16 protein-coding genes are annotated in these 19,502 nt (G+C 64.2%); 8 read left to right on the forward strand and 8 right to left on the reverse strand.

All coding sequences use genetic code 11. From position 1 onward, the window contains the following. Window positions 1-240: 240 nt before the first annotated feature. Window positions 241-2,385: a methyl-accepting chemotaxis protein gene (locus G559_RS0113670; protein ID WP_028628759.1), complete on the forward strand. Its 2,145-nt coding sequence runs from the start codon at window positions 241-243 to the stop codon at window positions 2,383-2,385. A 731-nt stretch (window positions 2,386-3,116) separates the two neighbouring features. Here G559_RS0113670 and G559_RS0113675 read toward each other — a convergent pair. Next, window positions 3,117-3,986, reverse strand: a complete 870-nt coding sequence (locus G559_RS0113675) for a MurR/RpiR family transcriptional regulator (protein ID WP_028628760.1) — start codon at window positions 3,984-3,986, stop codon at window positions 3,117-3,119. 173 nt (window positions 3,987-4,159) lie between these two features. On the opposite strand from G559_RS0113675, the gene zwf reads away from it, so the two are divergent. The 6 genes from zwf (at window position 4,160) to G559_RS0113705 (ending at window position 11,120) form a co-directional block, all read left to right on the forward strand. Further along, window positions 4,160-5,629, forward strand: a complete 1,470-nt coding sequence (zwf, locus tag G559_RS0113680) for a glucose-6-phosphate dehydrogenase (RefSeq protein ID WP_028628761.1) — start codon at window positions 4,160-4,162, stop codon at window positions 5,627-5,629. Beyond that, window positions 5,616-6,329, forward strand: a complete 714-nt coding sequence (pgl, locus tag G559_RS0113685; RefSeq protein WP_028628762.1) for a 6-phosphogluconolactonase — start codon at window positions 5,616-5,618, stop codon at window positions 6,327-6,329. Before zwf ends, pgl begins: the two co-directional genes overlap by 14 nt. 16 nt (window positions 6,330-6,345) lie before the next feature. Next, entirely contained in the window at window positions 6,346-7,035 is a 690-nt protein-coding gene (locus tag G559_RS0113690) for a bifunctional 4-hydroxy-2-oxoglutarate aldolase/2-dehydro-3-deoxy-phosphogluconate aldolase (RefSeq protein ID WP_171016546.1), read from the forward strand. Window positions 7,036-7,298: 263 nt separating this feature from the next. Further along, entirely contained in the window at window positions 7,299-8,924 is a 1,626-nt protein-coding gene (locus G559_RS0113695; RefSeq protein ID WP_028628764.1) for an NADP-dependent glyceraldehyde-3-phosphate dehydrogenase, read from the forward strand. A 74-nt stretch (window positions 8,925-8,998) separates the two neighbouring features. Continuing rightward, window positions 8,999-9,817 (forward strand): shikimate 5-dehydrogenase, encoded by an 819-nt coding sequence (locus G559_RS0113700; RefSeq protein WP_028628765.1) that lies wholly within the window; start codon window positions 8,999-9,001, stop codon window positions 9,815-9,817. Between the two features lie 142 nt (window positions 9,818-9,959). Further along, window positions 9,960-11,120, forward strand: a complete 1,161-nt coding sequence (locus G559_RS0113705) for a Fic family protein (protein ID WP_028628766.1) — start codon at window positions 9,960-9,962, stop codon at window positions 11,118-11,120. Window positions 11,121-11,140: 20 nt separating this feature from the next. Here G559_RS0113705 and G559_RS0113710 read toward each other — a convergent pair whose 3' ends face one another. From G559_RS0113710 to G559_RS0113730, 5 genes are all read right to left on the reverse strand, one after another. Then, on the reverse strand, window positions 11,141-11,617 hold the full coding sequence (locus G559_RS0113710; RefSeq protein WP_028628767.1) for a MarR family winged helix-turn-helix transcriptional regulator: 477 nt from the start codon (window positions 11,615-11,617) through the stop codon (window positions 11,141-11,143). 242 nt (window positions 11,618-11,859) lie between these two features. Beyond that, window positions 11,860-12,726, reverse strand: a complete 867-nt coding sequence (locus G559_RS0113715; RefSeq protein WP_028628768.1) for an isocitrate lyase/PEP mutase family protein — start codon at window positions 12,724-12,726, stop codon at window positions 11,860-11,862. A 244-nt stretch (window positions 12,727-12,970) separates the two neighbouring features. Further along, window positions 12,971-13,579: a L(+)-tartrate dehydratase subunit beta gene (gene ttdB / locus G559_RS0113720; RefSeq protein WP_028628769.1), complete on the reverse strand. Its 609-nt coding sequence runs from the start codon at window positions 13,577-13,579 to the stop codon at window positions 12,971-12,973. Next, window positions 13,576-14,475 (reverse strand): L(+)-tartrate dehydratase subunit alpha, encoded by a 900-nt coding sequence (gene ttdA, locus G559_RS0113725; protein ID WP_028628770.1) that lies wholly within the window; start codon window positions 14,473-14,475, stop codon window positions 13,576-13,578. Before ttdA ends, ttdB begins: the two co-directional genes overlap by 4 nt. A 63-nt stretch (window positions 14,476-14,538) precedes the next feature. Beyond that, entirely contained in the window at window positions 14,539-15,879 is a 1,341-nt protein-coding gene (locus G559_RS0113730) for a dicarboxylate/amino acid:cation symporter (RefSeq protein WP_028628771.1), read from the reverse strand. Window positions 15,880-16,060: 181 nt separating this feature from the next. On the opposite strand from G559_RS0113730, the gene G559_RS0113735 reads away from it, so the two are divergent. Continuing rightward, window positions 16,061-16,987: a LysR family transcriptional regulator gene (locus G559_RS0113735; protein WP_028628772.1), complete on the forward strand. Its 927-nt coding sequence runs from the start codon at window positions 16,061-16,063 to the stop codon at window positions 16,985-16,987. Window positions 16,988-17,169: 182 nt separating this feature from the next. On the opposite strand, the gene G559_RS0113740 is transcribed toward G559_RS0113735, so the two are convergent. Together G559_RS0113740 and G559_RS0113745 are read right to left on the reverse strand one after the other, a co-directional pair. Further along, window positions 17,170-18,711 carry a methyl-accepting chemotaxis protein gene (locus G559_RS0113740; protein WP_028628773.1) on the reverse strand — a complete coding sequence of 514 codons (1,542 nt, stop codon included), beginning with the start codon at window positions 18,709-18,711 and terminating at the stop codon, window positions 17,170-17,172. Between the two features lie 13 nt (window positions 18,712-18,724). Further along, window positions 18,725-19,492, reverse strand: coding sequence for a class II aldolase/adducin family protein (locus G559_RS0113745; RefSeq protein ID WP_028628774.1), 768 nt, complete (start codon window positions 19,490-19,492; stop codon window positions 18,725-18,727). Window positions 19,493-19,502: the final 10 nt, after the last annotated feature.

Here is a 19,502-nt window from a genome sequence, read left to right on the forward strand (position 1 = left end):
GCCTCTCCTCAGGTTCCGGGGCCAAGCCAACCGCGGGTTCGCCGCGAAAAAAAGGGCGCACTCTGCCCAAACCGGCCACCGCTGTCAAAAGCGTTCGGAATATTGTGCGGAGTGTGCATAATTCTTGCCTGCAAATTACGCCCTCGTGCATTCCGCACGGCTATTCGTCGTCTACGCGTCAAGAAATCGCCTGTCGCGCCGATATCGAATGAAGTTCCGACGAGTCAGAAGGAAGTCCCAATGCCGTTCAATCACCTGTCCATCCAGTGGAAGATCACCTTGCTGGCCGGCATTTGCCTGCTGGCCATCGTGACCTTGCTGGTCGGTTCGTCCCTGTATCAGTCCAAACGCAGCGCCAGCCTGGTAAAAGCCGAAAGCAGCCAGATGCTGGACCAGAGCGCGCGATTGCGCCTGCAGGCCCGTGCGGAACTGCAGGCCATCCGCATCCAGCGCTACTTCATGGACAACTATCAGTACGGCAAGGGTTTCTCGCGCCAGGTCCTGTTCCTCAAGGAACAGGCGGAAAAGCGCTTCCTCGACGCCTTCGACCTGCGGGAAGACCTGACCCGTCAGGTGCGTACCAGCCTGGAAGCCAACCCGGAAATCCTCGGCCTCTACCTGGTCTTCGAACCCAATGCCCTGGACGGCAAGGACGAACTCTTCGTTGACCAGGCCGAGCTCGGCAGCAACGACAAGGGCCGGTTCTCCCTCTACTGGGCGCAACCCACTCCCGGCAAGCTGGAATCCGAATCCATGACCGAGGAACTGCTCGCCGACAGCAGCGCCGGTCCCAGTGGCGCCCCCTACAACGCCTGGTACACCTGTCCGATCAAGACCGGCCAGGCCTGCGTACTGGACCCCTACTTCGATAACGTCGGCGACCGCCAGGTGCTGATGACCAGCATCGCCTTCCCCCTGCAACTGAACGGCAAGACCGTGGGTGTCATGGGCCTGGACATCAGCCTGGAAAGCCTGCAGCAACTGAGCGTGTCTGGTAACCGTGAGCTGTACGACGGCAATGGACATGTCAGCATCCTCAGCCCGGCGGGCCTGCTTGCCGGCCACAGCCGCGACGCCAGCCTGCTCAGCGCCAAGCTCGACAAGGCCTTTGGCGAAAAGGCCAGCGAGCTGGCCGGCAACCTCCAGGCCGGCAAGGCCGTGGAAATACAGCACGACGGCATGCTGCGCGTGATGCAGCCCTTCAAGCCGATCCCCACCGCTGCCCCCTGGAGCGTGCTGCTGGAAGTGCCGGAGAAAGTCCTGTTGACCCCTGCGCTGGAGCTGAGCACCAAGCTCGATGCGCAGAACCAGGCTGCCAACCTCACCGGCCTGCTGATTGGTCTGGTCGCTGGCATCGCCGGCCTGCTGCTGGTGTGGCTGACCGCCCGTGGCGTGACCCGGCCGATCCAGGGCGTGGCCAGCATGCTCAAGGACATCGCCAGCGGCGAAGGCGACCTGACCCGCCGCCTGGACTACGCCCGCCGGGACGAGCTGGGTGAACTGGCCGGCTGGTTCAACCGCTTCCTCGACAAGCTGCAGCCGATCATCGCCGACGTGAAGCGCTCGGTGCAGGACGCCCGCAGCACCGCCGACCAGTCCGCCGCCATCGCCAGCCAGACCAGCGCCGGCATGCAGCAGCAGTACCGCGAAGTCGACCAGGTGGCCACCGCCTCCCACGAGATGAGCGCCACCGCCCAGGACGTCGCCCGTAGCGCCGCCCAGGCCGCCGAAGCCGCCCGTGGCGCCGACCACGCCACCCGCGAGGGCCTCGGCGTGATCGGCAAGACCACCAGCGCCATCGAGCAACTGGCCAGCGAGATGAGCGCGGCCATGGAAGAAGTGCAAAGCCTGGCCAGCAGCAGCGAGCAGATCGGCTCGGTGCTGGAAGTGATCCGCGCCATCGCCGAGCAAACCAACCTGCTGGCGCTCAACGCCGCCATCGAGGCCGCCCGTGCCGGTGAGGCCGGCCGTGGCTTCGCCGTGGTGGCGGACGAGGTACGCAACCTGGCCAAGCGCACCCAGGACTCGGTGGAGGAAATCCGCCAGGTGATCGAAGGCCTGCAGCACGGCACCCGCGAAGTGGTCGGTTCGATGCACAGCAGCCACCGCCAGGCCCAGGGCAGCGTCGAGCAGGTGGAACAGGCGGTGGTCGCCCTGCAGCGCATCGGCGACGCGGTGACGGTGATCAGCGACATGAACCTGCAGATCGCCTCGGCAGCCGAGGAGCAGAGCGCGGTGGCCGAGGAGATCAACCGCAACGTGGCAGCGATCCGCGACGTCACCGAGTCCCTCTCCGGCCAGGCCGAGGAATCCGCCCAGGTCAGCCAGGCCCTCAACCGTCTGGCCAACCACCAGCAGGGATTGATGGATCAGTTCCGCGCGTAGATCGCCACGCGCCCCCCCTGTGGGGGCGAATTCATTCGCCAAGCAGGCCGCAGGCCTGCCCAACAAACGCCCAGCAGCGCCTGATTTCCCTCACCCCCGGCCCCTCTCCCAGTGGGAGAGGGGTGACGCGCGCCGGCAACTTCGCGCTCACCAGCGCCGTTCCGCTTCTCTGTGGGGGCGAATTCATTGGCTATGTCTGCGTTAAGTGTTGCTAGAACGTCCTTCGCCAAGTTGATTGCCGAGTTCTGCGGATGTTTCTGGTTTCGCCTTCCCAGGCGAGTCCCTTTCTCAAACGCCAGAAAGGAACCAAAGGGCTTGCCCCTGCATCCGGCCCCGGCTTCGCCGGGGTTCCCTCGCTCCATCGTTGCTCCGGGGGCCCGGCGCGAGGGGCCATCCATGGCCCCACACGCCTCTCGCGGCATCCATGCCGCTCGTCCCCCTGCGCAACGATTCCACTCAGCCTCCTGAAGGGGCGTAGTCGCTGCCCCACCACGTCTGCCCGGTGTCAGGCCCGCGTGGGCTTCAGGATGGTTCGTGCCTCGCCGGCGCGAGTCACCCCTCTACCTCTGGGAGAGGGGCGGGGCGGGCCGCGTTCGGATGAGGGTTTTGTCAGGCTGGCGCGGAAGCCTAAAAGGCCTGCGCTAGAGCGCTTCTCTCAACGTCGCAACAGCTAACGCAGACATAGCCAATGAATTCGCCCGTACCAGGAGGAGTCGGGACGCTTCAATCAATCAGCTCGGCTCCTCATCCGCCGGATAGCGGCTGGCGTTGAGGCTTTCCTTGATCTTGCGCAGGTGCGGCTGGAAGTCGACGCCGCGGCGCAGGGTCATGCCGGTGGCGAGCACGTCGAGCACGGTGAGCTGAATGATGCGCGAAGTCATCGGCATGTAGATGTCGGTGTCTTCCGGCAGGGGAATGTCCAGGCTCAGGGTGCTGGCCTTGGCCAGCGGCGAGTTGGCTGCCGTGAGGCCGAGTACCGAGGCGCCGTTCTGCCGTGCCAGGCGTGCCGCTTCCACCAGCTCACGGGTACGGCCGGTGTAGGAAATGATCACGAAGAGGTCGCCGGTATGCGCCACCGAAGCCAGCATCCGTTGCATCAGCACGTCGGAATGGGCCGACACCGCGAGGTTGAAGCGGAAGAACTTGTGCTGGGCGTCCAGGGCCACCGAGGCCGAGGCACCCAGGCCGAAGAAGTGGATCTGCCGGGCCTGGATCATCAGGTCCACGGCGCGGCTGATCAGTTGCGGGTCGAGGCTTTGCAGGGCGCTGTCCAGGGAGGCGATGGCGCTGCCGAAGATCTTCCGCGTGTAGGCCTCGGGGCCGTCGTCGGCGGACACCGCCTGGCTCACGTAAGCGGCGCCGCTGGCCAGGCTCTGCGCCAGTTGCATCTTGAGTTCGGGGTAGCCGTTGACGCCGAAGGAGCGGCAGAAGCGGTTCACCGTCGGCTCGCTGACCTGCGCGGCCTGGGCCAGCGCGGCGATGCTGTAGCGGGTGGCCTGCTGCGGGTCGCGCAGGATGACTTCGGCGACCTTGCGCTCGGCCTTGTTGAGTTCATCGAGGCGGTTCTGGATCTGCTCCAGCAGGTTGTGCACGCGGTCCATTGGGATTCCTGGGAAAGGGCCTGCAATCGGTGGCCTATCGTACTGAGCGCACCCAGGCTGAGCCACCGCAATCTCGTATGTCGGAAAATGTAGTTTTATTACAACATTTTGTCTTGCTGTAACGCTTAACTGGGTGTATTCATAAGATTATGTTTGATAGAAGAACAAATATCATGACCTCGCAACCTGTCGAACCCTGCACCCTGGTCCTCTTCGGCGGCCTGGGTGATCTGGCACTGCGCAAACTGTTTCCCGCGCTCTATCAACTGGACCGCGCCGGCCTGCTGCCGGCCGACACGCGCATCCTCGCCTTGGGCCGCGAGAACGGCGAACCCGCCTCGCATATCGCCGCCATCGGCGATCACCTGCGCCGCTACGTGCCGGCTATTGAAGTGGAGGAGGGCGCGGTACAGCGCTTCCTGGCGCGGCTCGATTACCTGACCATGGACTTCCTCGACGCCAGCGCCTATCCGGCCTTGGTCGACAAGCTGGGGCCGGTTGCCCGGCTGATCGCCTACTTCGCCACGCCGGCCGCCGTGTACGGCGCCATCTGCGCGGGCCTGGCCGCCACGGGGCTGGCCGAGCGCACCCGCGTCGTGCTGGAGAAGCCCATCGGCCATGACCTGGAATCCTCCCGTGCGGTGAATGACGCCGTGGCGGCGCACTTCCCGGAGAACCGCACCTACCGGATCGACCATTACCTGGGCAAGGAAACGGTGCAGAACCTGATTGCCCTGCGTTTTGCCAATAGCCTGTTCGAGACCCAGTGGAACCAGCACCACATCTCCCACGTGGAAATCACCGTGGCCGAGCAAGTGGGCATCGAAGGTCGCTGGGGCTACTTCGACCAGGCCGGCCAGCTGCGCGACATGATCCAGAACCACCTGCTGCAGCTGCTCTGCCTGATCGCCATGGACCCGCCCAGCGACCTCTCTGCCGACAGCATCCGCGACGAGAAGGTGAAGGTGCTGAAAGCCCTGGCGCCCATCGCCCAGGAGCAGCTTGGCCAGCAAGTGGTACGCGGCCAGTACGTGACCGGCAACATCCTCGGCAAGACGGTGCCCGGCTACCTCGAAGAAGAGAACGCCAACACCCACAGCGACACCGAGACCTTCGTTGCCCTGCGTGCCGAGATCCGCAACTGGCGCTGGTCCGGCGTGCCCTTCTACCTGCGTACCGGCAAGCGCATGCCGCAGAAGCTTTCGCAGATCGTCATACACTTCAAGGAACCGCCGCACTACATTTTCGCCCCCGAGCAGCGGCCGCTGATCAGCAACCGCCTGATCATCCGCCTGCAGCCGGACGAAGGCATCTCCCTGCAGGTGATGACCAAGGACCAGGGCCTGGACAAGGGCATGCAGCTGCGCAGCGACCCGTTGCAGCTGAGTTTCTCCAACACCTACCGCAGCGCGCGGATTCCAGATGCCTACGAGCGGTTGTTGTTGGAAGTGATGAAGGGCAACCAGAACCTCTTCGTGCGCAAGGATGAAATCGAGTACGCCTGGAAGTGGTGCGACCAGCTGATCGCCGGATGGCGCCAGCAGGGCGATGCACCCAAACCCTATGCGGCGGGAACCTGGGGGCCGGTGGCCTCCATCGCATTGATCACCCGTGATGGCAGGAGCTGGTATGGCGATCTGTAATCTCGACCTGCCGACGCAGGTCACCGGGCTCAGCCTCGGCAGCCCTGAACAACTGGCCGGCGAACTGGCCATCACCGTGGCCAACGCCCTGCGCGCGGCCATCGAAACCCGCAATGCGGCCGTGTTGGTGGTATCCGGTGGACGCAGCCCGGTGGCTTTCTTCGAGCGGCTCTGCGCGCAGGCGCTGGACTGGTCGAAGGTGACGGTCAGCCTGGCCGACGAGCGTTTCGTGCCGGTCAGCCACCCCGATAGCAACGAAGGGTTGGTGCGCCGCCATTTGCTGCAGGGCGCGGCCTCCAGCGCGCGCTTCGTTGGCCTCTACCACAGTGCGCCGAGTCTGGAAGAGTCAGCCCGCCTCGCCGATGCGGCCTTGGCCGGGCTGGGCGCCATCGACGTGCTGGTGCTGGGCATGGGCGAGGACGGCCACACCGCCTCGCTGTTCCCGTCCAGCCCGAATCTGGAGCAGGCGCTGAATGCCGACTGCGCGCAACGCTGCCTGCCGATGCAGGCGCCCAGCGTACCGCGGCAGCGCCTGACCCTGACGCTGCCGTTGCTGACCAGCGCACACCTGACCCTCCTGGCCGTACAAGGCCAGGCCAAGCTGGCCACCCTGGCCGACGCGCTGGCGGGTGATGACGTGGCGGCCATGCCGATCCGCGCCTTCCTCCGTCGTCCCCTGGAAATCCACTGGTGCCCCTGAGCCCGAAGGAACGCCCATGACCAGTCTCCCCACCCATCGGGCCACCAGTCGCGAAGCCGTGCCGAGCATGGCCGACAAGGCGGCCCTGATCGATATCCTCTGCGGCGCGGCGCGCATCCTCCCGGTGATCACCATCGAGCGCGAGCAGGACGTCCTGCCCCTGGCCGATGCCCTGGCCGCCGGAGGCCTGCGCACCCTGGAGGTGACCCTGCGCTCCGAGCACGGCCTCTCCGCCATCCGCACCCTGCGCGAACAGCGCCCGGAACTCTGTGTCGGTGCCGGCACCGTGCTGGATGAATGGATGCTGGCCGAAGCCGAGGCCGCCGGCTCGCAGTTCATCGTGACCCCCGGCTGCACCGCCGAGCTGTTGCGTGCGGGTGTCTACAGCCCGTTGCCGCTGCTGCCCGGTATCAGCAGTGCGTCGGAAATCATGCTCGGCTACGCCCTGGGCTATCGCCGCTTCAAGCTGTTCCCGGCGGAAATCTGCGGCGGCGTGAAAGCCCTGAAAGCCTTCGGCGGACCCTTCCCCGGCATCCGCTTCTGCCCCACTGGCGGGGTCAACCCCGACAACCTGCACGACTACATGGCCCTGCCCAATGTGATGTGCGTGGGCGGCACCTGGATGATGGACAAGGACTGGATACGCAACGGCGACTGGCGACGCATCCAGGAAGCCACCGCCCAGGCGCTGGAACTGCTGGGCTGAGGCCCGCGCCGAACCTTCCTCGCTCTTGTGGGGGCGAATTCATTCGCCAAGGGGCACGCAGTGCCCCCAGGGGATTCACAGGGCAGGCCTTCGGCCTGCCTAGCGATTGAAATCGCCCCCACAGGTTTCCATCCCCCACCCATGATCGATATCGAATGCCCAGCGGGAACAGATTCCGCCAAACGGTTTGCTGAAACGATTTACCAAACTAAAAAACCGCGTTAAAACCGACTTCCAGTGGTTCCGATCCAGAGGAAAGTGCAATGACCCACAACAACAAGCTCGAAGCCCTGTTCCCCACTGCCGACCAGATTCCCGAGCGCTACCGCCCCGGTGCGCCGATCGAACAGCGCGAATACCTCGTCAACGGCGAGCTGATCCGTTGGGACGGCCCCCTGGCCGCCGTGCGCAGCCCGATCTTCCTGGCCACCGACAAGGGTGATGAACAGGTGGTGCTGGGCAGCACGCCGCTGCTGGACGCCGACGCCGCGCTGGCCGCCCTGGAGGCGGCCGTTGCCGCCTATGACCATGGTCAGGGGCTGTGGCCGACGATGCGCGTGGCCGAGCGCATCCAGCATGTGGAGAAGTTCCTTGCCCGCATGCGTGAGCAGCGCGACGCGGTGGTGAAGTTGCTGATGTGGGAGATCGGCAAGAACCTCAAGGATTCCGAGAAGGAGTTCGATCGCACCTGCGACTACATCGTCGACACCATCGAGGCGCTCAAGGAGCTCGACCGCCGCTCCAGCCGCTTCGAACTGGAGCAGGGCACGCTTGGCCAGATCCGTCGCGTGCCCCTGGGCGTGGCGCTGTGCATGGGCCCCTACAACTACCCGCTGAACGAGACCTTCACCACGCTGATCCCGGCACTGATCATGGGCAACACCGTGGTGTTCAAGCCGGCCAAGTTCGGTGTGCTGCTGATCCGCCCGCTGCTGGAGGCCTTCCGCGACAGCTTCCCGGCCGGCGTCATCAACATCATCTACGGCCGTGGCCGGGAAACCGTCAGCGCCATCATGGCCAGCGGCAAGGTGGACGTGTTCGCCTTCATCGGCACCCACTCCGGCGCCGCCGACCTGAAGAAACTGCACCCGCGCCCGCACCGCCTGCGCGCGGCCCTTGGCCTGGACGCAAAGAACCCTGGCATCGTGTTGCCCAAGGTGGACCTGGACAACGCCGTCAGCGAAGCCATCACCGGTGCGCTGTCGTTCAACGGTCAGCGCTGCACGGCGTTGAAGATCCTCTTCGTCCACGAGGATGTGCTCGAACCCTTCCTCGACAAGTTCTGCGCCAAGCTGGCCGCGCTCAAGCCGGGCATGCCCTGGGAAGACGGCGTGGCCCTGACCCCGTTGCCCGAACCGGGCAAGGTCGATTACCTCAACACTCTGCTGGCGGATGCCGTGACCAAGGGCGCCAAAGTGGTCAACCCGGGTGGCGGCAGCCACCGGCAGAGTTTTTTCTATCCCGCTGTACTGAGCCCGGTGAGCCCGGCCATGCGCCTCTACAACGAAGAACAGTTCGGCCCGCTGATTCCCGTGGTGCCTTACCGCGAACTGGAAGAGGTGATCGACTACGTGCTGCATTCCGACTACGGCCAGCAACTCAGCCTGTTCGGCAACGACTCGGCACAGGTTGGCCGGCTGGTGGACGCCTTCGCCAACCAGGTGGGCCGCATCAACATCAACGCCCAGTGCCAGCGCGGCCCGGACACCTTCCCCTTCAACGGGCGGAAGAACTCGGCCGAGGGCACGCTGTCGGTACATGACGCCCTGCGCGTGTTCTCGATCCGCACCCTGGTGGCCACCAAATTCCAGGCGGACAACAAGGAACTGGTCAGCGAGATCATCCGCAACCGCGAATCGAACTTCCTGACCACGGATTACATTTTCTGACCATCCCAGCAGGGGCGACACTCTTGTAGGGGTGATTGAATTTGCCCCTACAAGATCGGTTAACGGAGATTCCAATGCCCCGCACCATCAGCCGGGATACCCAACTCTGCATGTCGCTGTCCGGCCGCCCCGGCAACTTCGGCACGCGCTTTCAGAACTACCTCTACCAAGCCCTGGACCTGGACTTCGTCTACAAGGCCTTCACCACCCGCGACCTGCCGGCCGCCATCGGCGGTATCCGCGCCCTCGGCATTCGCGGCTCGGCGGTGTCCATGCCATTCAAGGAAGCCTGCATTCCGCTGCTGGACGAGCTGGACGCCTCGGCCGCAGCCATCCAGTCAGTGAACACCATCGTCGCCGACAACGGCTGGCTGAAGGGCTACAACACCGACTACAGCGCGGTGGCCAGCCTGCTGGCGAGCCATGCCGTACCCAAGGACATCCACTTCGCCCTGCGCGGCAGCGGCGGCATGGCCAAGGCCGTGGCCAGCGCCTTTCGCGACAGCGGTTTGCGCCACGGCACCATCGTTGCCCGCAACCCGGACACCGGCCAGGCGCTGGCACGAGGCTGTGGCTATGAATGGCGGGCGGAACCGGGTGATGAAAAGCCGCAGATGCTGGTCAACGTGACCCCGCTAGGGATGGAAGGCGGCCCCGAAGCCACGGCCCTGGCCTTCACCCGCGAGCAGGTGCAGGCGGCCGACTGGATTTTCGACGTGGTGGCCCTACCGGTGGAAACCCCGCTGATCCAACTGGCCCGGGAGCTGGGCAAGCCGGTAATCACCGGCGCCGAAGTGATCGTGCTGCAAGCGGTGGAGCAGTTCGTGCTCTACACCGGCGTGCGGCCGGAGGCCGAGTTGATCGAGAAGGCGGCGGAGTTCGCGCGTGGTTGAACAGGGCAGGGGGGTCGACTTGTCCATCTATCTGGATTTGAGATAGTTGTTCTGAGCGATATTCGGGAGAGGCCCATGTTTATTGGGGTTCATGTGGTAGATTTCGAAATGTTCAAATTTATCGCTCTGGATGATTGTCGAGATGCCATCCTTTTCCCACTTTGAGCTGACCCTGCTAAATCCATCGTTCGATTCACCCCTGGTGGATGTGCTGAATGAACTCGAGCATCTGCGCCGCTTTCGCCTGAGTGGCTCCACGCCGCCTGCCATCTTCTTCCAGCTTAAGGACATCTTCCACATCCTCGAGAGCCTCGGGTCTGCCCGCATCGAGGGGAACCACACGACGCTTGCCGACTATGTGGAAAGCAGGGTTGAGGGGACGGATTCCGCCAGTGACCCATTGCGGGAGATTTCCAATATCGAGAAGGCGATGGCCTATATCGAAGAGGTCATCACGCCAGGCTGCGAACTGACCCAGCATTTCATCCGTGAACTGCATGCGATGACGGTCGCCAATCTCGATCGGGAAGGCGACCGAACGCCAGGTGCCTTTCGCACTGGGGAGGTACGGATCGCCTTGTCCAACCACCTCCCGCCTGACGCATTGCTCGTTCCCGGCTACATGGAGGAGTTGGTGGGTTTCGTGAATCGCAATGAGCCGCCAAAGTACGATCTGATGAAGGTCGCCTTGGCACACCATCGTTTCGGCTGGATTCACCCCTTCGCCAATGGCAATGGCCGGGTTGTTCGTCTGTTTACCTACGCGTTGCTCATCAAGTACGGCTTCAACGTTTCCACTGGCGGCCGTGTACTCAATCCGACGGCAGTCTTCTGCAACGACCGGGAGCGCTATTACGCCATGTTGGGCACCGCGGACCAGGGGGCGCCGGGCAGCCTGGAAAGCTGGTGTGTGTATGTGCTGGAAGGCATCCTGCATGAGTTGAACAAGGTCGGCCAACTGACCGACTACCAGTACCTGAAGCGTGCGATCCTCAGTCCGGCCATCAGCCATGCGCGAGAGCGCGGATTGATCAATTCCATGGAGCACAGCGTGCTGGAGCAACTGCTACGCACCGATGACGGCGTGGCCAAGGCGGGCGATTTGGCCGTTGCCATGCCCGGCCTGAAGCCGCCCCAGTGCAGCTACCAGATCAAGAAGCTGGTTGAGCGGGGGATGTTGCGGCCGATTCAGCCCAATGCGCGGCAATACACCCTGGGCTTCTCCAACAACTACCTGATACGCGGTGTGATACGTGCTCTGGCGGCGGAAGGGTTCATTCCCGAGCCGGTCGCACGCGGCTGAGGCGCCAAACAGGAGGGCGCTCAATCCTCCGGCAGGTTCGCGTAGATCTTCTCCAGCGTGCCGTTGAGCTTGGCGATCTGGGCTGCGCTGAGGTCCTTGAAGCTGTTGGTGAAGATATGCGCGGTGTTGGCCTGGATTTCTTCCACCATGTGCCGGCCCTTCTCGGTAATGGTCACCTGGGTGACGCGGCCGTCGTTGCTGCAGGGGGCGGTGTCCACCAGGCCGTCTTCCTTCATGCGGTAGACGATCTTGGTGACGGTGGAGAGCTTGGCGATGGCGTGCTCGGAAATCTCCGAGATGCTCGACTGGCCGTTCTCCTTGAGGATGAAGAGGATTCGCCAGCGCGGGATGTCCAGGTCGATCTTCTTCAGGGTCTTTTCCATGGCCATGTTGTAGCGGCCATAGACGCGGGCGATCCAGTAGAAGGGGAATTCCTCCTTCTTGAAATCGTCACTGGCGGGGTTGTAACGGTTGAGGCGCTTCTTCGGGGTGATCATGCGAAGTGGGGCAAAGGTTCCGGCTGACAGGGGAAGAGTTATAGGGGGTTGCGCGTGGGCTGTCGACAGTGATCTGTGCCCGGCTTGATCCTGGTTAGCGTTACGGGCCGCCCCGAGAGATGCGGAAGAGTGCGAGCGGGATCATCAGCCGCTCCGGCTTGGTGACGTTTCATCTTCCTGACTCTGTGGCGCCGCTCGATGCACATGGCGCACCGGCGGCTCGATCAGGCGAGGCCGCAGCGTCACTCCTTGACGTTAAGGTATTCCCCCGCCCAGGCGATGTAGTCGTCAGGGCTTGTGTATCGGGCCACCAGTTCCGAGGCATTGAGGCCGTTGCCGAGGGAGATGCAGCGCTGTTCCCGCAGGCTGTCGTAGGTGGCTTTGATCGCCGCGAAGTAGGGGGCGTGGCCGTCCACCACGATGCGCACGCCCAGTTCGGCAAGGCGGCTGTCGTCGCGCAGTTTCGGATTGCCGTAGGTGACCAGCATCAGCGGCACGCGCAGGTCCTCGGCAATGGCCTCGAGATGGGCGAGATCTTTCACTCCGACGAGGCAGATGCCGTCAGCGCCGGCGCCCTGGTAGGCGCGGGTGCGGTGGATGACGTCGGCAAGCGGCTGCCCGCCGGCGTGGGTGCGGGCGATGATCGCCATCGCATTGTCGTCGCGCACTTCCTGGGCGGCGCGCAGTTTGCCGATGCCTTCCTCGACGCTGATCAGGTCATACGACTTGCGGCCGAATTGCGCCGGCAGCAGCGTGTCTTCGAGCGTCAGTGCGGCAACACCGGCGCGCTCCAGCTCGATCACCGTGCGCATGGTGTTGAGGGCATTGCCGTAACCGTGGTCGGCGTCGGCGATCACCGGCAAACGGGCTACCCGGCCGATGCGGGTGGCTTGCTCGGCGAACTCGCTGAGTGTGATCAGGGCAATATCCGGGGCGGCGAGTACCTGCAGAGAAGCGACCGAACCGCCAAGGATGCCGATCTCGAAACCGAGGTCGGCGGCGATGCGCGCGGACAAGGGGTCGAACACCGAAGCGGTGTGGTAGCAGGTGGGGCTGGCAAGCAGTGCACGGAAGGCGTTGCGCAGCTCATGGTGACAGGCTTTCTGCATGATCTTATCCAGTGAGTCTTTGACGGGGTATTTGTCGTTCAAGCCTGCAAGACCTGCACCTGAAGGCTGTATTGCGCTTGTTCAGGCTGTTTGAGCCGCGATCCGGGCGATTGAGTGGAGAAAGGTCGCCGCTGCCCTTGCAGAGGATGGCGGAAATCCGCCGGGAGCCGCGTCAAGGCGGGCCTTGGGTGCCGGCGGGGCAAGGGGGCGATCACGGCTTCCCTGCCGTGCCCGCCCGGCCGCGTCACTTGATGAAGCGCACCTGGCTGTTGATCTTCTCGATGACCGAGCTCTTGCGCTCGTTGAAGCGCAGCTTGTTCTGCTCGAACAGGTTATTGCCCTTGGTATCGATGGAAATGATCAGCGGGCCGAACTCGCGAACCCGGTTCACCCATAGGGTCTCCGGCATGCCCAGGTCTTGCCACTCGGCGCGCTCGATCTCCTCCACCTTGGTGGCGGCGAGCACCGCGCAGCCGCCGGGGAAGACCGCATGCACCGCCTTGTTCTCCAGGCAGCCGGCGGTGGTTTCCGGGCCCATGCCGCCCTTGCCGATGATCATCTTGACGCCGGTTTCCTCGATGAATCGCTTCTCGAACTTCTCCATGCGCATGCTGGTGGTCGGACCGATGGAGACCATCTCGAAGCTGCCGTCATCCTTTGTGCGCACGATCGGCCCGGCGTGGAAAATCGCCCCGCCGCGCAGGTCGACTGGCAGTTCGCGCTTCAGTTCGATCAGTCGGCGGTGCGCGACGTCGCGGCAGGTCACCAACTGGCCAGTCAGGTAGACCACGTCACCGACGTTGAGGGCAGCGAGATCTTCGTCCTTGATCGGGGTGGAGAGGATCTTTTTCACAGTACTACTCCTTCGTGGGAGAGGATGTCGTAGGACAGGTCGGCGTTGATGCGGATCTTGCCGCGGCGGTGCGCCCAACATCCGGTGGAGACGGCCACGCCGATGGTAGAGGGGTGGCGCGCCGAGGATTCGATGTTCACGCCCATCACGCTGCTGTTGCCGGTCAGGCCCTGCGGACCGATGCCGATCTCGTTGAGGCCCTCCTCGAGGAGCCTTTCCATCATCGCTGCGTTCTCGTTCGGGTGACAGGAGTCCACCGGGCGCAGGATCGCCCGCTTGGACAGGCGTGCTGCGGTCTCCACCGAGGTGGACACGCCGACGCCGACCAGCAGCGGCGGGCAGGCATTGATGCCGCGCGAGGTGATCACGTCGAAGACGAACTCGGTTACCCCCTCGTAACCTTGGCCGGGCATCAGCACTTTGGCCGAGCCCGGTAGGGTGCAGCCGCCGCCAGCCATGTAGACGTCGATCAACGCGTAGTCGGCGTCAGGGATGATTTCCCAGTCCAGCCACGGGATCTTCGAGCCGGTGTTGGTGCCGGTGTTCTTCTCGTCGAAAGTCTCCACGGCGTTGTGACGCAGCGGGCCCTTCCTGGTCGCTTCCAGGGTCGCGTTCTGCAGGATGCCTTCGAGCTCGCCGAGCAGCGGAAAACTGGCGCCGGCGGAGATGAAGTACTGGATCACCCCCGTGTCCTGGCAACTCGGACGGTCGAGCTTGTCCGCGTAGTCCTGGTTCTCGGCCATGGAGTCGTAGATCTCGATGGCCAGCGAATTGGTTTCCGCGGCACGCAGCTTGGCAGTCTTTTCCTTGACGTCCTTGGGCAGACGCTTGCCGATATAGGCGGTGAAACTGGCCATCACGTCGGTAAGCGATTGAACGGCTGATTCTTTTTCCACTTTTGTTCTCCTAACTGCATCTCAAGGCTGATTTGTTGGTGCGTTGCGGGCGTGTTTGCGGAGTCAGGCGCCGCTGGCGGGAGTTGCCGGTTTCACGGTTTGGATCAGTGGCGATGATTCCTGCGTCTGGTTCTGTGCCGGCAGCGAGCGGTCGTTCAGAACCTGCTCCATACGTGATTTGTCGAGCGCGCCGACCCACTTGGCGATAGCCATGGTCCCAACCGCGTTACCAATGGTGTTGGTGATGGCGCGCGCCTCGGACATGAAGCGGTCGACGCCAAGTAGCAGCACCATGCCGGCGACCGGGATGTTGTCCAGCGAAGCCAGGGTGGCCGCCAGGGTGATGAAACCGGAGCCAGTGACACCCGCCGAGCCTTTCGAGGTGAGCAGCAGCACGCCGAGCACGATCAACTGGTCGGTCAGGGTCAGCGGGGTGTTGGTGGCCTGGGCGATGAAGATGGCCGCCATGGTGTAGTAGATGCACTGGCCGTCGGGGTTGAAGGTCAGCCCGGACGGAATCACCAGGCCCACCACTGGCTTGGAGACGCCGACGTTCTCCAGCTTGTTCATCAATTGCGGCACCACCGATTCCGAGGAACTGGTGCCCAGCACGGTGAACAGTTCTTCCTTGAGGTACTTGAGGAACTTCCACAGGCTGAAGCCGGACAGGCGGGCGATGAGGCCGAGGACAATGACCACGAACAGGAAGCAGGTCAGGTACATGGTGGCCATCAGCTTGCCGAGCGAAACGATCGAGCCCAGCCCGTACTTGCCGACGGTGAAGGCCATTGCGCCGCAGGCAGCCAGCGGGGCGACGCGCATGACCATGCCGACGATGTAGAACATGCCGTGGGAGAAGGCTTCCAGTACGTCCACCACTGGCTTGCCGCGCGGCCCCAGGTGAGCCAGGGCGATGCCGAACAGGGTCGAGAACAGCAGGATCTGCAGGATCTCGTTCTTGGCGAAAGCGTCGGTGACGCTGGCAGGAATAATGTGCAGCAGGAAGTCGGTGAAACTGCCGGAGCCGCTCGCCGCGGTGGCCGTGTAGGTGGAGATGCTCTTGATGTCGAGGGTGGCAGGGTCGACGTTCATGCCCTGGCCGGGCTGCACGAAGTTGACCACCACCAGGCCCAGCACCAGGGCGAAGGTCGAGAGGACCTCGAAATAGATCAGCGAGCGCACGCCGACCCGGCCGAGCTCCTTCATGTTCTCCATCTTGGCGATGCCGAGCACCACCGTGGCGAAGATGATCGGTGCGAAGACCATCTTGATCAGCTTGATGAAGGCATCGCCAACGGGCTTCAGATCGGCACCGAACTGCGGCCATAACGCACCGAGCAAGATGCCGAGGGTCACGCCGATCAGGACCTGGACATAGAGCTTTCCTATGAATCGCTTGGCCATGGTTTTCTCCGAATTATTGTTGTGAGTCGGATTCAGTTGTTTTCACCCGGGCGGCTATACCGGGCTGGGGCTGGCAAATGACCCAGGTTTTTTGTGGGTAATTCACGGAAGTAAAGTTAATGGTTTTCCTGAAATGGCGTAATACAATGAAAGTTATTTCATTGTTTCCTTCAGGTTAATTATGAATCAGGTATCGGAGCTGGCTTTCTTCACCCAACTGGTCAGGGTGGGCAGCCTTGCGGCCACCGCGCGGGAGCTCAATCTGACGCCGCCGGCGGTCTCCAAGCGTCTGGCGCAACTCGAACAGCGGCTTGGCGTGCGCCTGCTCAATCGCACCACGCGCAGCATCAGCCTCACCGCCGAGGGCGAGCTCTATCTGATCAATGCGCAACGGATCCTCGGCGAGATCGAGGAGATGGAGAGCCAGGTGTCGAGCAGCCGGGCCGAGCCCAAGGGGCTGCTGCGGGTCAATGCGCCGCTGGGCTTCGGCCGCACCCATGTCGGCCCGGCGATTTCTTCGTTCCTCAGGCGCTATCCGGAAGTCGAGGTGCAACTGCACCTGACCGACCGGCCGATCAACCTGCCGGACGATGCCATCGACGTCGCCATCCGCTTCGGTGAGCTTCCCGACTCCCGGCTGATCGCCCGCAAGATCGCCACGAACCGCCGCCGGCTCTGCGCTGCGCCGGCCTACCTGGAGGCCTTCGGCCGCCCTGAAACGCCCAAGGACCTGATGCAGCACAACTGCATCGTGCTACGCCAGAACGACGCGGCCTTCGGTATCTGGCGGCTGAGCCGCGGCAAGCAGACCGAGTCGGTCAAGGTACGCGGCGGCCTCAGCACCAACGATGGGGAGGTGGCGCTGAACTGGGCGCTGGATGGCCACGGCATCCTCATGCGCGCAGAGTGGAACCTCGCAAGTCACTTGCGCTCTGGCCGACTAGTGGAAGTGCTGGGGGACTACGAAACGCCTCCAGCTGATATCTACGCCACCTATCTTGAACGCCTCAACCTGTCCGCCAAGGTGTCCTTCTTCGTCGAGCATCTACGCGACTTCTTCCGGCAAAACGCCGGAGAGCGGGGGGATAGCCTCGCGGCGTGGCAGTGAGCACGTGGTGCGCTGGCCTGCCGTGGTCCCACCCTGTTCAGCGCCGCGGCAGGCATTACAGGGTGCAGGCCAGCAAGATCATGGTCGCAACGTTCTAGACAGCATTTGGTAATGCCGGCACTGGTTTTCCTGTACCGACAATTCCCCAAGTGCCTGACGCTCCCGCGGGCAACCGGCGTGTCTCAGCCCTGCAGGAAACGCTGGGCCAGGTCGAGTTGGGAGTGGGCCAGTTGGTGCAGCTCCTGGCCGATCTGGGTGCTGCGTTGCGCCTGGCCGGCGCTCTGCTGGGCGAGACTGGCGATGCGGGCGATCTGGCGGTTGATTTCCTCGGCCACCTGGCCCTGTTCCTCCACCGCGCTGGCCATCTGCAGGCTCATGCCGCTGATCTGTCCGACTTCGCCGCTGATGCGCCGCAGCGCCTCGCGCACTTCCGCCACGTCGCGGCTGGATTGCTGAGCCGCCGCCTCGCCGCGCCGGGCGGTGGCCAGGGCGTCGGCGCTGCCGTTGCGCAGGCGTTCGATGGACTGCTGGATCTGCCCGGTGGAGTCGCGGGTCCGGGAGGCGAGGGTGCGAACCTCATCGGCCACCACGGCGAAGCCCCGGCCCGATTCCCCCGCCCGGGCCGCTTCGATGGCGGCGTTGAGGGCCAGCAGGTTGGTCTGCTCGGCGATGCTCTGGATCACTTCAGCGATACCGCTGATGGATTCGATGGACTCGGCGAGCTGGCCCACCGCGTCACCGATGGCTTCCACCGAGCCGCTCAGGGTCTCCATGGAGGCCTGGCTGTCGGCCGCCAGCCGGTCGCCGTCGCGGGCCAGGCGATCGACCGCCTGGGTCGCCTCGGCGCTGTCCTGCAGGTTGCGCGACAGTTCCTGGATGGTGCTGCTCATCTGCTGCACCGCGGCGGCGGACTGCTCGGTTTCCTCCAGTTGGCGTTCCAGTTGCCCGGCTTCGCCGGCGACCAGTGCCGACGATTCCCCGGCGCGGCTGCGCAGGATGTCGCCGTTGATATGGATGCGCGCCATTACCGTACGCAGGCGTAGCTGCAGGTTGCCCAGGGCCATGTCCAATTCGGCGTCGATGCCGCCGCGCGTGCTGTAGGCCGAAGCCAGTAGCGGGTCGCTGTAGACCTGTGGATAACGCGCCAGGCCGCCTCGGGTGCCGCGCCGGCGATTGTGGGCCGCCTGCAGGGTGATGGCGCTGATGCCCGCCAGCAGACCCAGCGTCTCCAGGGTCGACAGGGCGCCGGCGACGGTGGCCGTGCCGAGGCCGAGGGCGGCCAGCAGCGCCAGGCTGTGCTCCCGGGCCAGGCGCAGGCCGCGTTGCCAGGGGGCTTCGGCGCTCAAGCCCCGGCGCAGTCGGGCGTAGAGGGCATCGGCGCGTCGGCAGGCCTCCCGTTCCATGGGGTGGTAGACGGTGCCGAGGGCCACCAGTTGGCCGCCGTCGAACAGCGGCACCACGTAGAGGTCTCTCCAGAAGGTGCCGCCCTCCCGGTGCTGGCCCATCAGCGGGCCGTTCCAGGGCACGCCGGCGCGCAGGGTGCGCCACATCCGCTCGATCACCTGTTCGGGCATGCCCGGGTGGTTGATGCAGGTGAAGGCCTGGTTCAGCAACTGGTCCCGGCGGTAGCCGCACAACGCCAGGTATGCGTCGTTGCACTGGAGCAGGCGACCGTCCGGGTCGAGGCGCGAGATGGGCGGTTCGATGAAATCCTGGGTGTTCATCCGCAGCTCCTGTTTACCAGCCCGGGCCGCGACTGGTGTGCATCTTGCGCACCATGGCATCGAAGAACTTGGTGGCGAAGCCGCTTTCGCGGATCAGCATGGCGGTGAGGTCGGTGCATTTCGCCTGGATGGCCACGGGCAGCGGGTGATCCTCGCCGCCGAGGGCGCCGGCTGCGCACTGGATCTCCGCCGCGCGCTGCACGGTCCAGAGCAGGAAGAAGGTGTTGGCGATGCTGCTCTCGCCCACGGCGATACCGTGGTTGCGCAGCACCAGGATGTGTTTGTCCCCGAGGCTCTCGATCATCCGCACCTTCTCGTCATCGAACAGGGTGATGCCCTCGAACTCGTGGTAGCCGATGCGGCCGTAGAGCTGGGCGCCGTAGAAGTTGTCGTGGGAGAACCCGGACTGCTTCTGGACGATGGCGGAGATGGGCGTGGTGTGGGTGTGAATGAGGCAATGGATATCGTCCCGGGCACCATGCACCGCGCTGTGCAGGGCGAAGCCGGCGGGGTTGGCATCGAAGGGGGACTCCTCCAGTTTGCGGCCGTGCAGGTCCACCTTGAGCAGGTTGGCCGGCGTGACCTCGGTGTAGTTGAGGCCGAAGGGGTTCACCAGGTAGTGATGGGCCGGGCCGGGCAGGCGCGCGGAGATGTGGTTGAAGATGGTTTCGGTCCAGCCGAAGTAGTCCACCAGGTGGTAGCAGTGGGCGAGCTGGACGCGCAGGGCCCACTCCTCGTCGCTGCAGTGGCTCGGCTGGGTGATGGGGGCGATGGCGTTCATGGACGGCTCC

It is taken from the genome of Metapseudomonas resinovorans DSM 21078 (assembly GCF_000423545.1).
Taxonomy (GTDB): Bacteria; Pseudomonadota; Gammaproteobacteria; order Pseudomonadales; family Pseudomonadaceae; genus Metapseudomonas; species Metapseudomonas resinovorans.

Bases quoted from the DNA above. Each gene is read 5' to 3' on its own strand.
- pgl (WP_028628762.1), top strand. From the start codon at position 5,616: ATGGCGATCTGTAATCTCGACCTGCCGACGCAGGTCACCGGGCTCAGC.
- zwf (WP_028628761.1), top strand. From the start codon at position 4,160: ATGACCTCGCAACCTGTCGAACCCTGCACCCTGGTCCTCTTCGGCGGC.
- G559_RS0113740 (WP_028628773.1), bottom strand. From the start codon at position 18,711: ATGAACACCCAGGATTTCATCGAACCGCCCATCTCGCGCCTCGACCCG.
- G559_RS0113705 (WP_028628766.1), top strand. From the start codon at position 9,960: ATGCCATCCTTTTCCCACTTTGAGCTGACCCTGCTAAATCCATCGTTC.
- G559_RS0113710 (WP_028628767.1), bottom strand. From the start codon at position 11,617: ATGATCACCCCGAAGAAGCGCCTCAACCGTTACAACCCCGCCAGTGAC.
- G559_RS0113690 (WP_171016546.1), top strand. From the start codon at position 6,346: ATGACCAGTCTCCCCACCCATCGGGCCACCAGTCGCGAAGCCGTGCCG.
- G559_RS0113735 (WP_028628772.1), top strand. From the start codon at position 16,061: ATGAATCAGGTATCGGAGCTGGCTTTCTTCACCCAACTGGTCAGGGTG.
- G559_RS0113700 (WP_028628765.1), top strand. From the start codon at position 8,999: ATGCCCCGCACCATCAGCCGGGATACCCAACTCTGCATGTCGCTGTCC.
- G559_RS0113675 (WP_028628760.1), bottom strand. From the start codon at position 3,986: ATGGACCGCGTGCACAACCTGCTGGAGCAGATCCAGAACCGCCTCGAT.
- G559_RS0113695 (WP_028628764.1), top strand. From the start codon at position 7,299: ATGACCCACAACAACAAGCTCGAAGCCCTGTTCCCCACTGCCGACCAG.
- G559_RS0113670 (WP_028628759.1), top strand. From the start codon at position 241: ATGCCGTTCAATCACCTGTCCATCCAGTGGAAGATCACCTTGCTGGCC.
- G559_RS0113730 (WP_028628771.1), bottom strand. From the start codon at position 15,879: ATGGCCAAGCGATTCATAGGAAAGCTCTATGTCCAGGTCCTGATCGGC.
- G559_RS0113745 (WP_028628774.1), bottom strand. From the start codon at position 19,492: ATGAACGCCATCGCCCCCATCACCCAGCCGAGCCACTGCAGCGACGAG.
- G559_RS0113715 (WP_028628768.1), bottom strand. From the start codon at position 12,726: ATGCAGAAAGCCTGTCACCATGAGCTGCGCAACGCCTTCCGTGCACTG.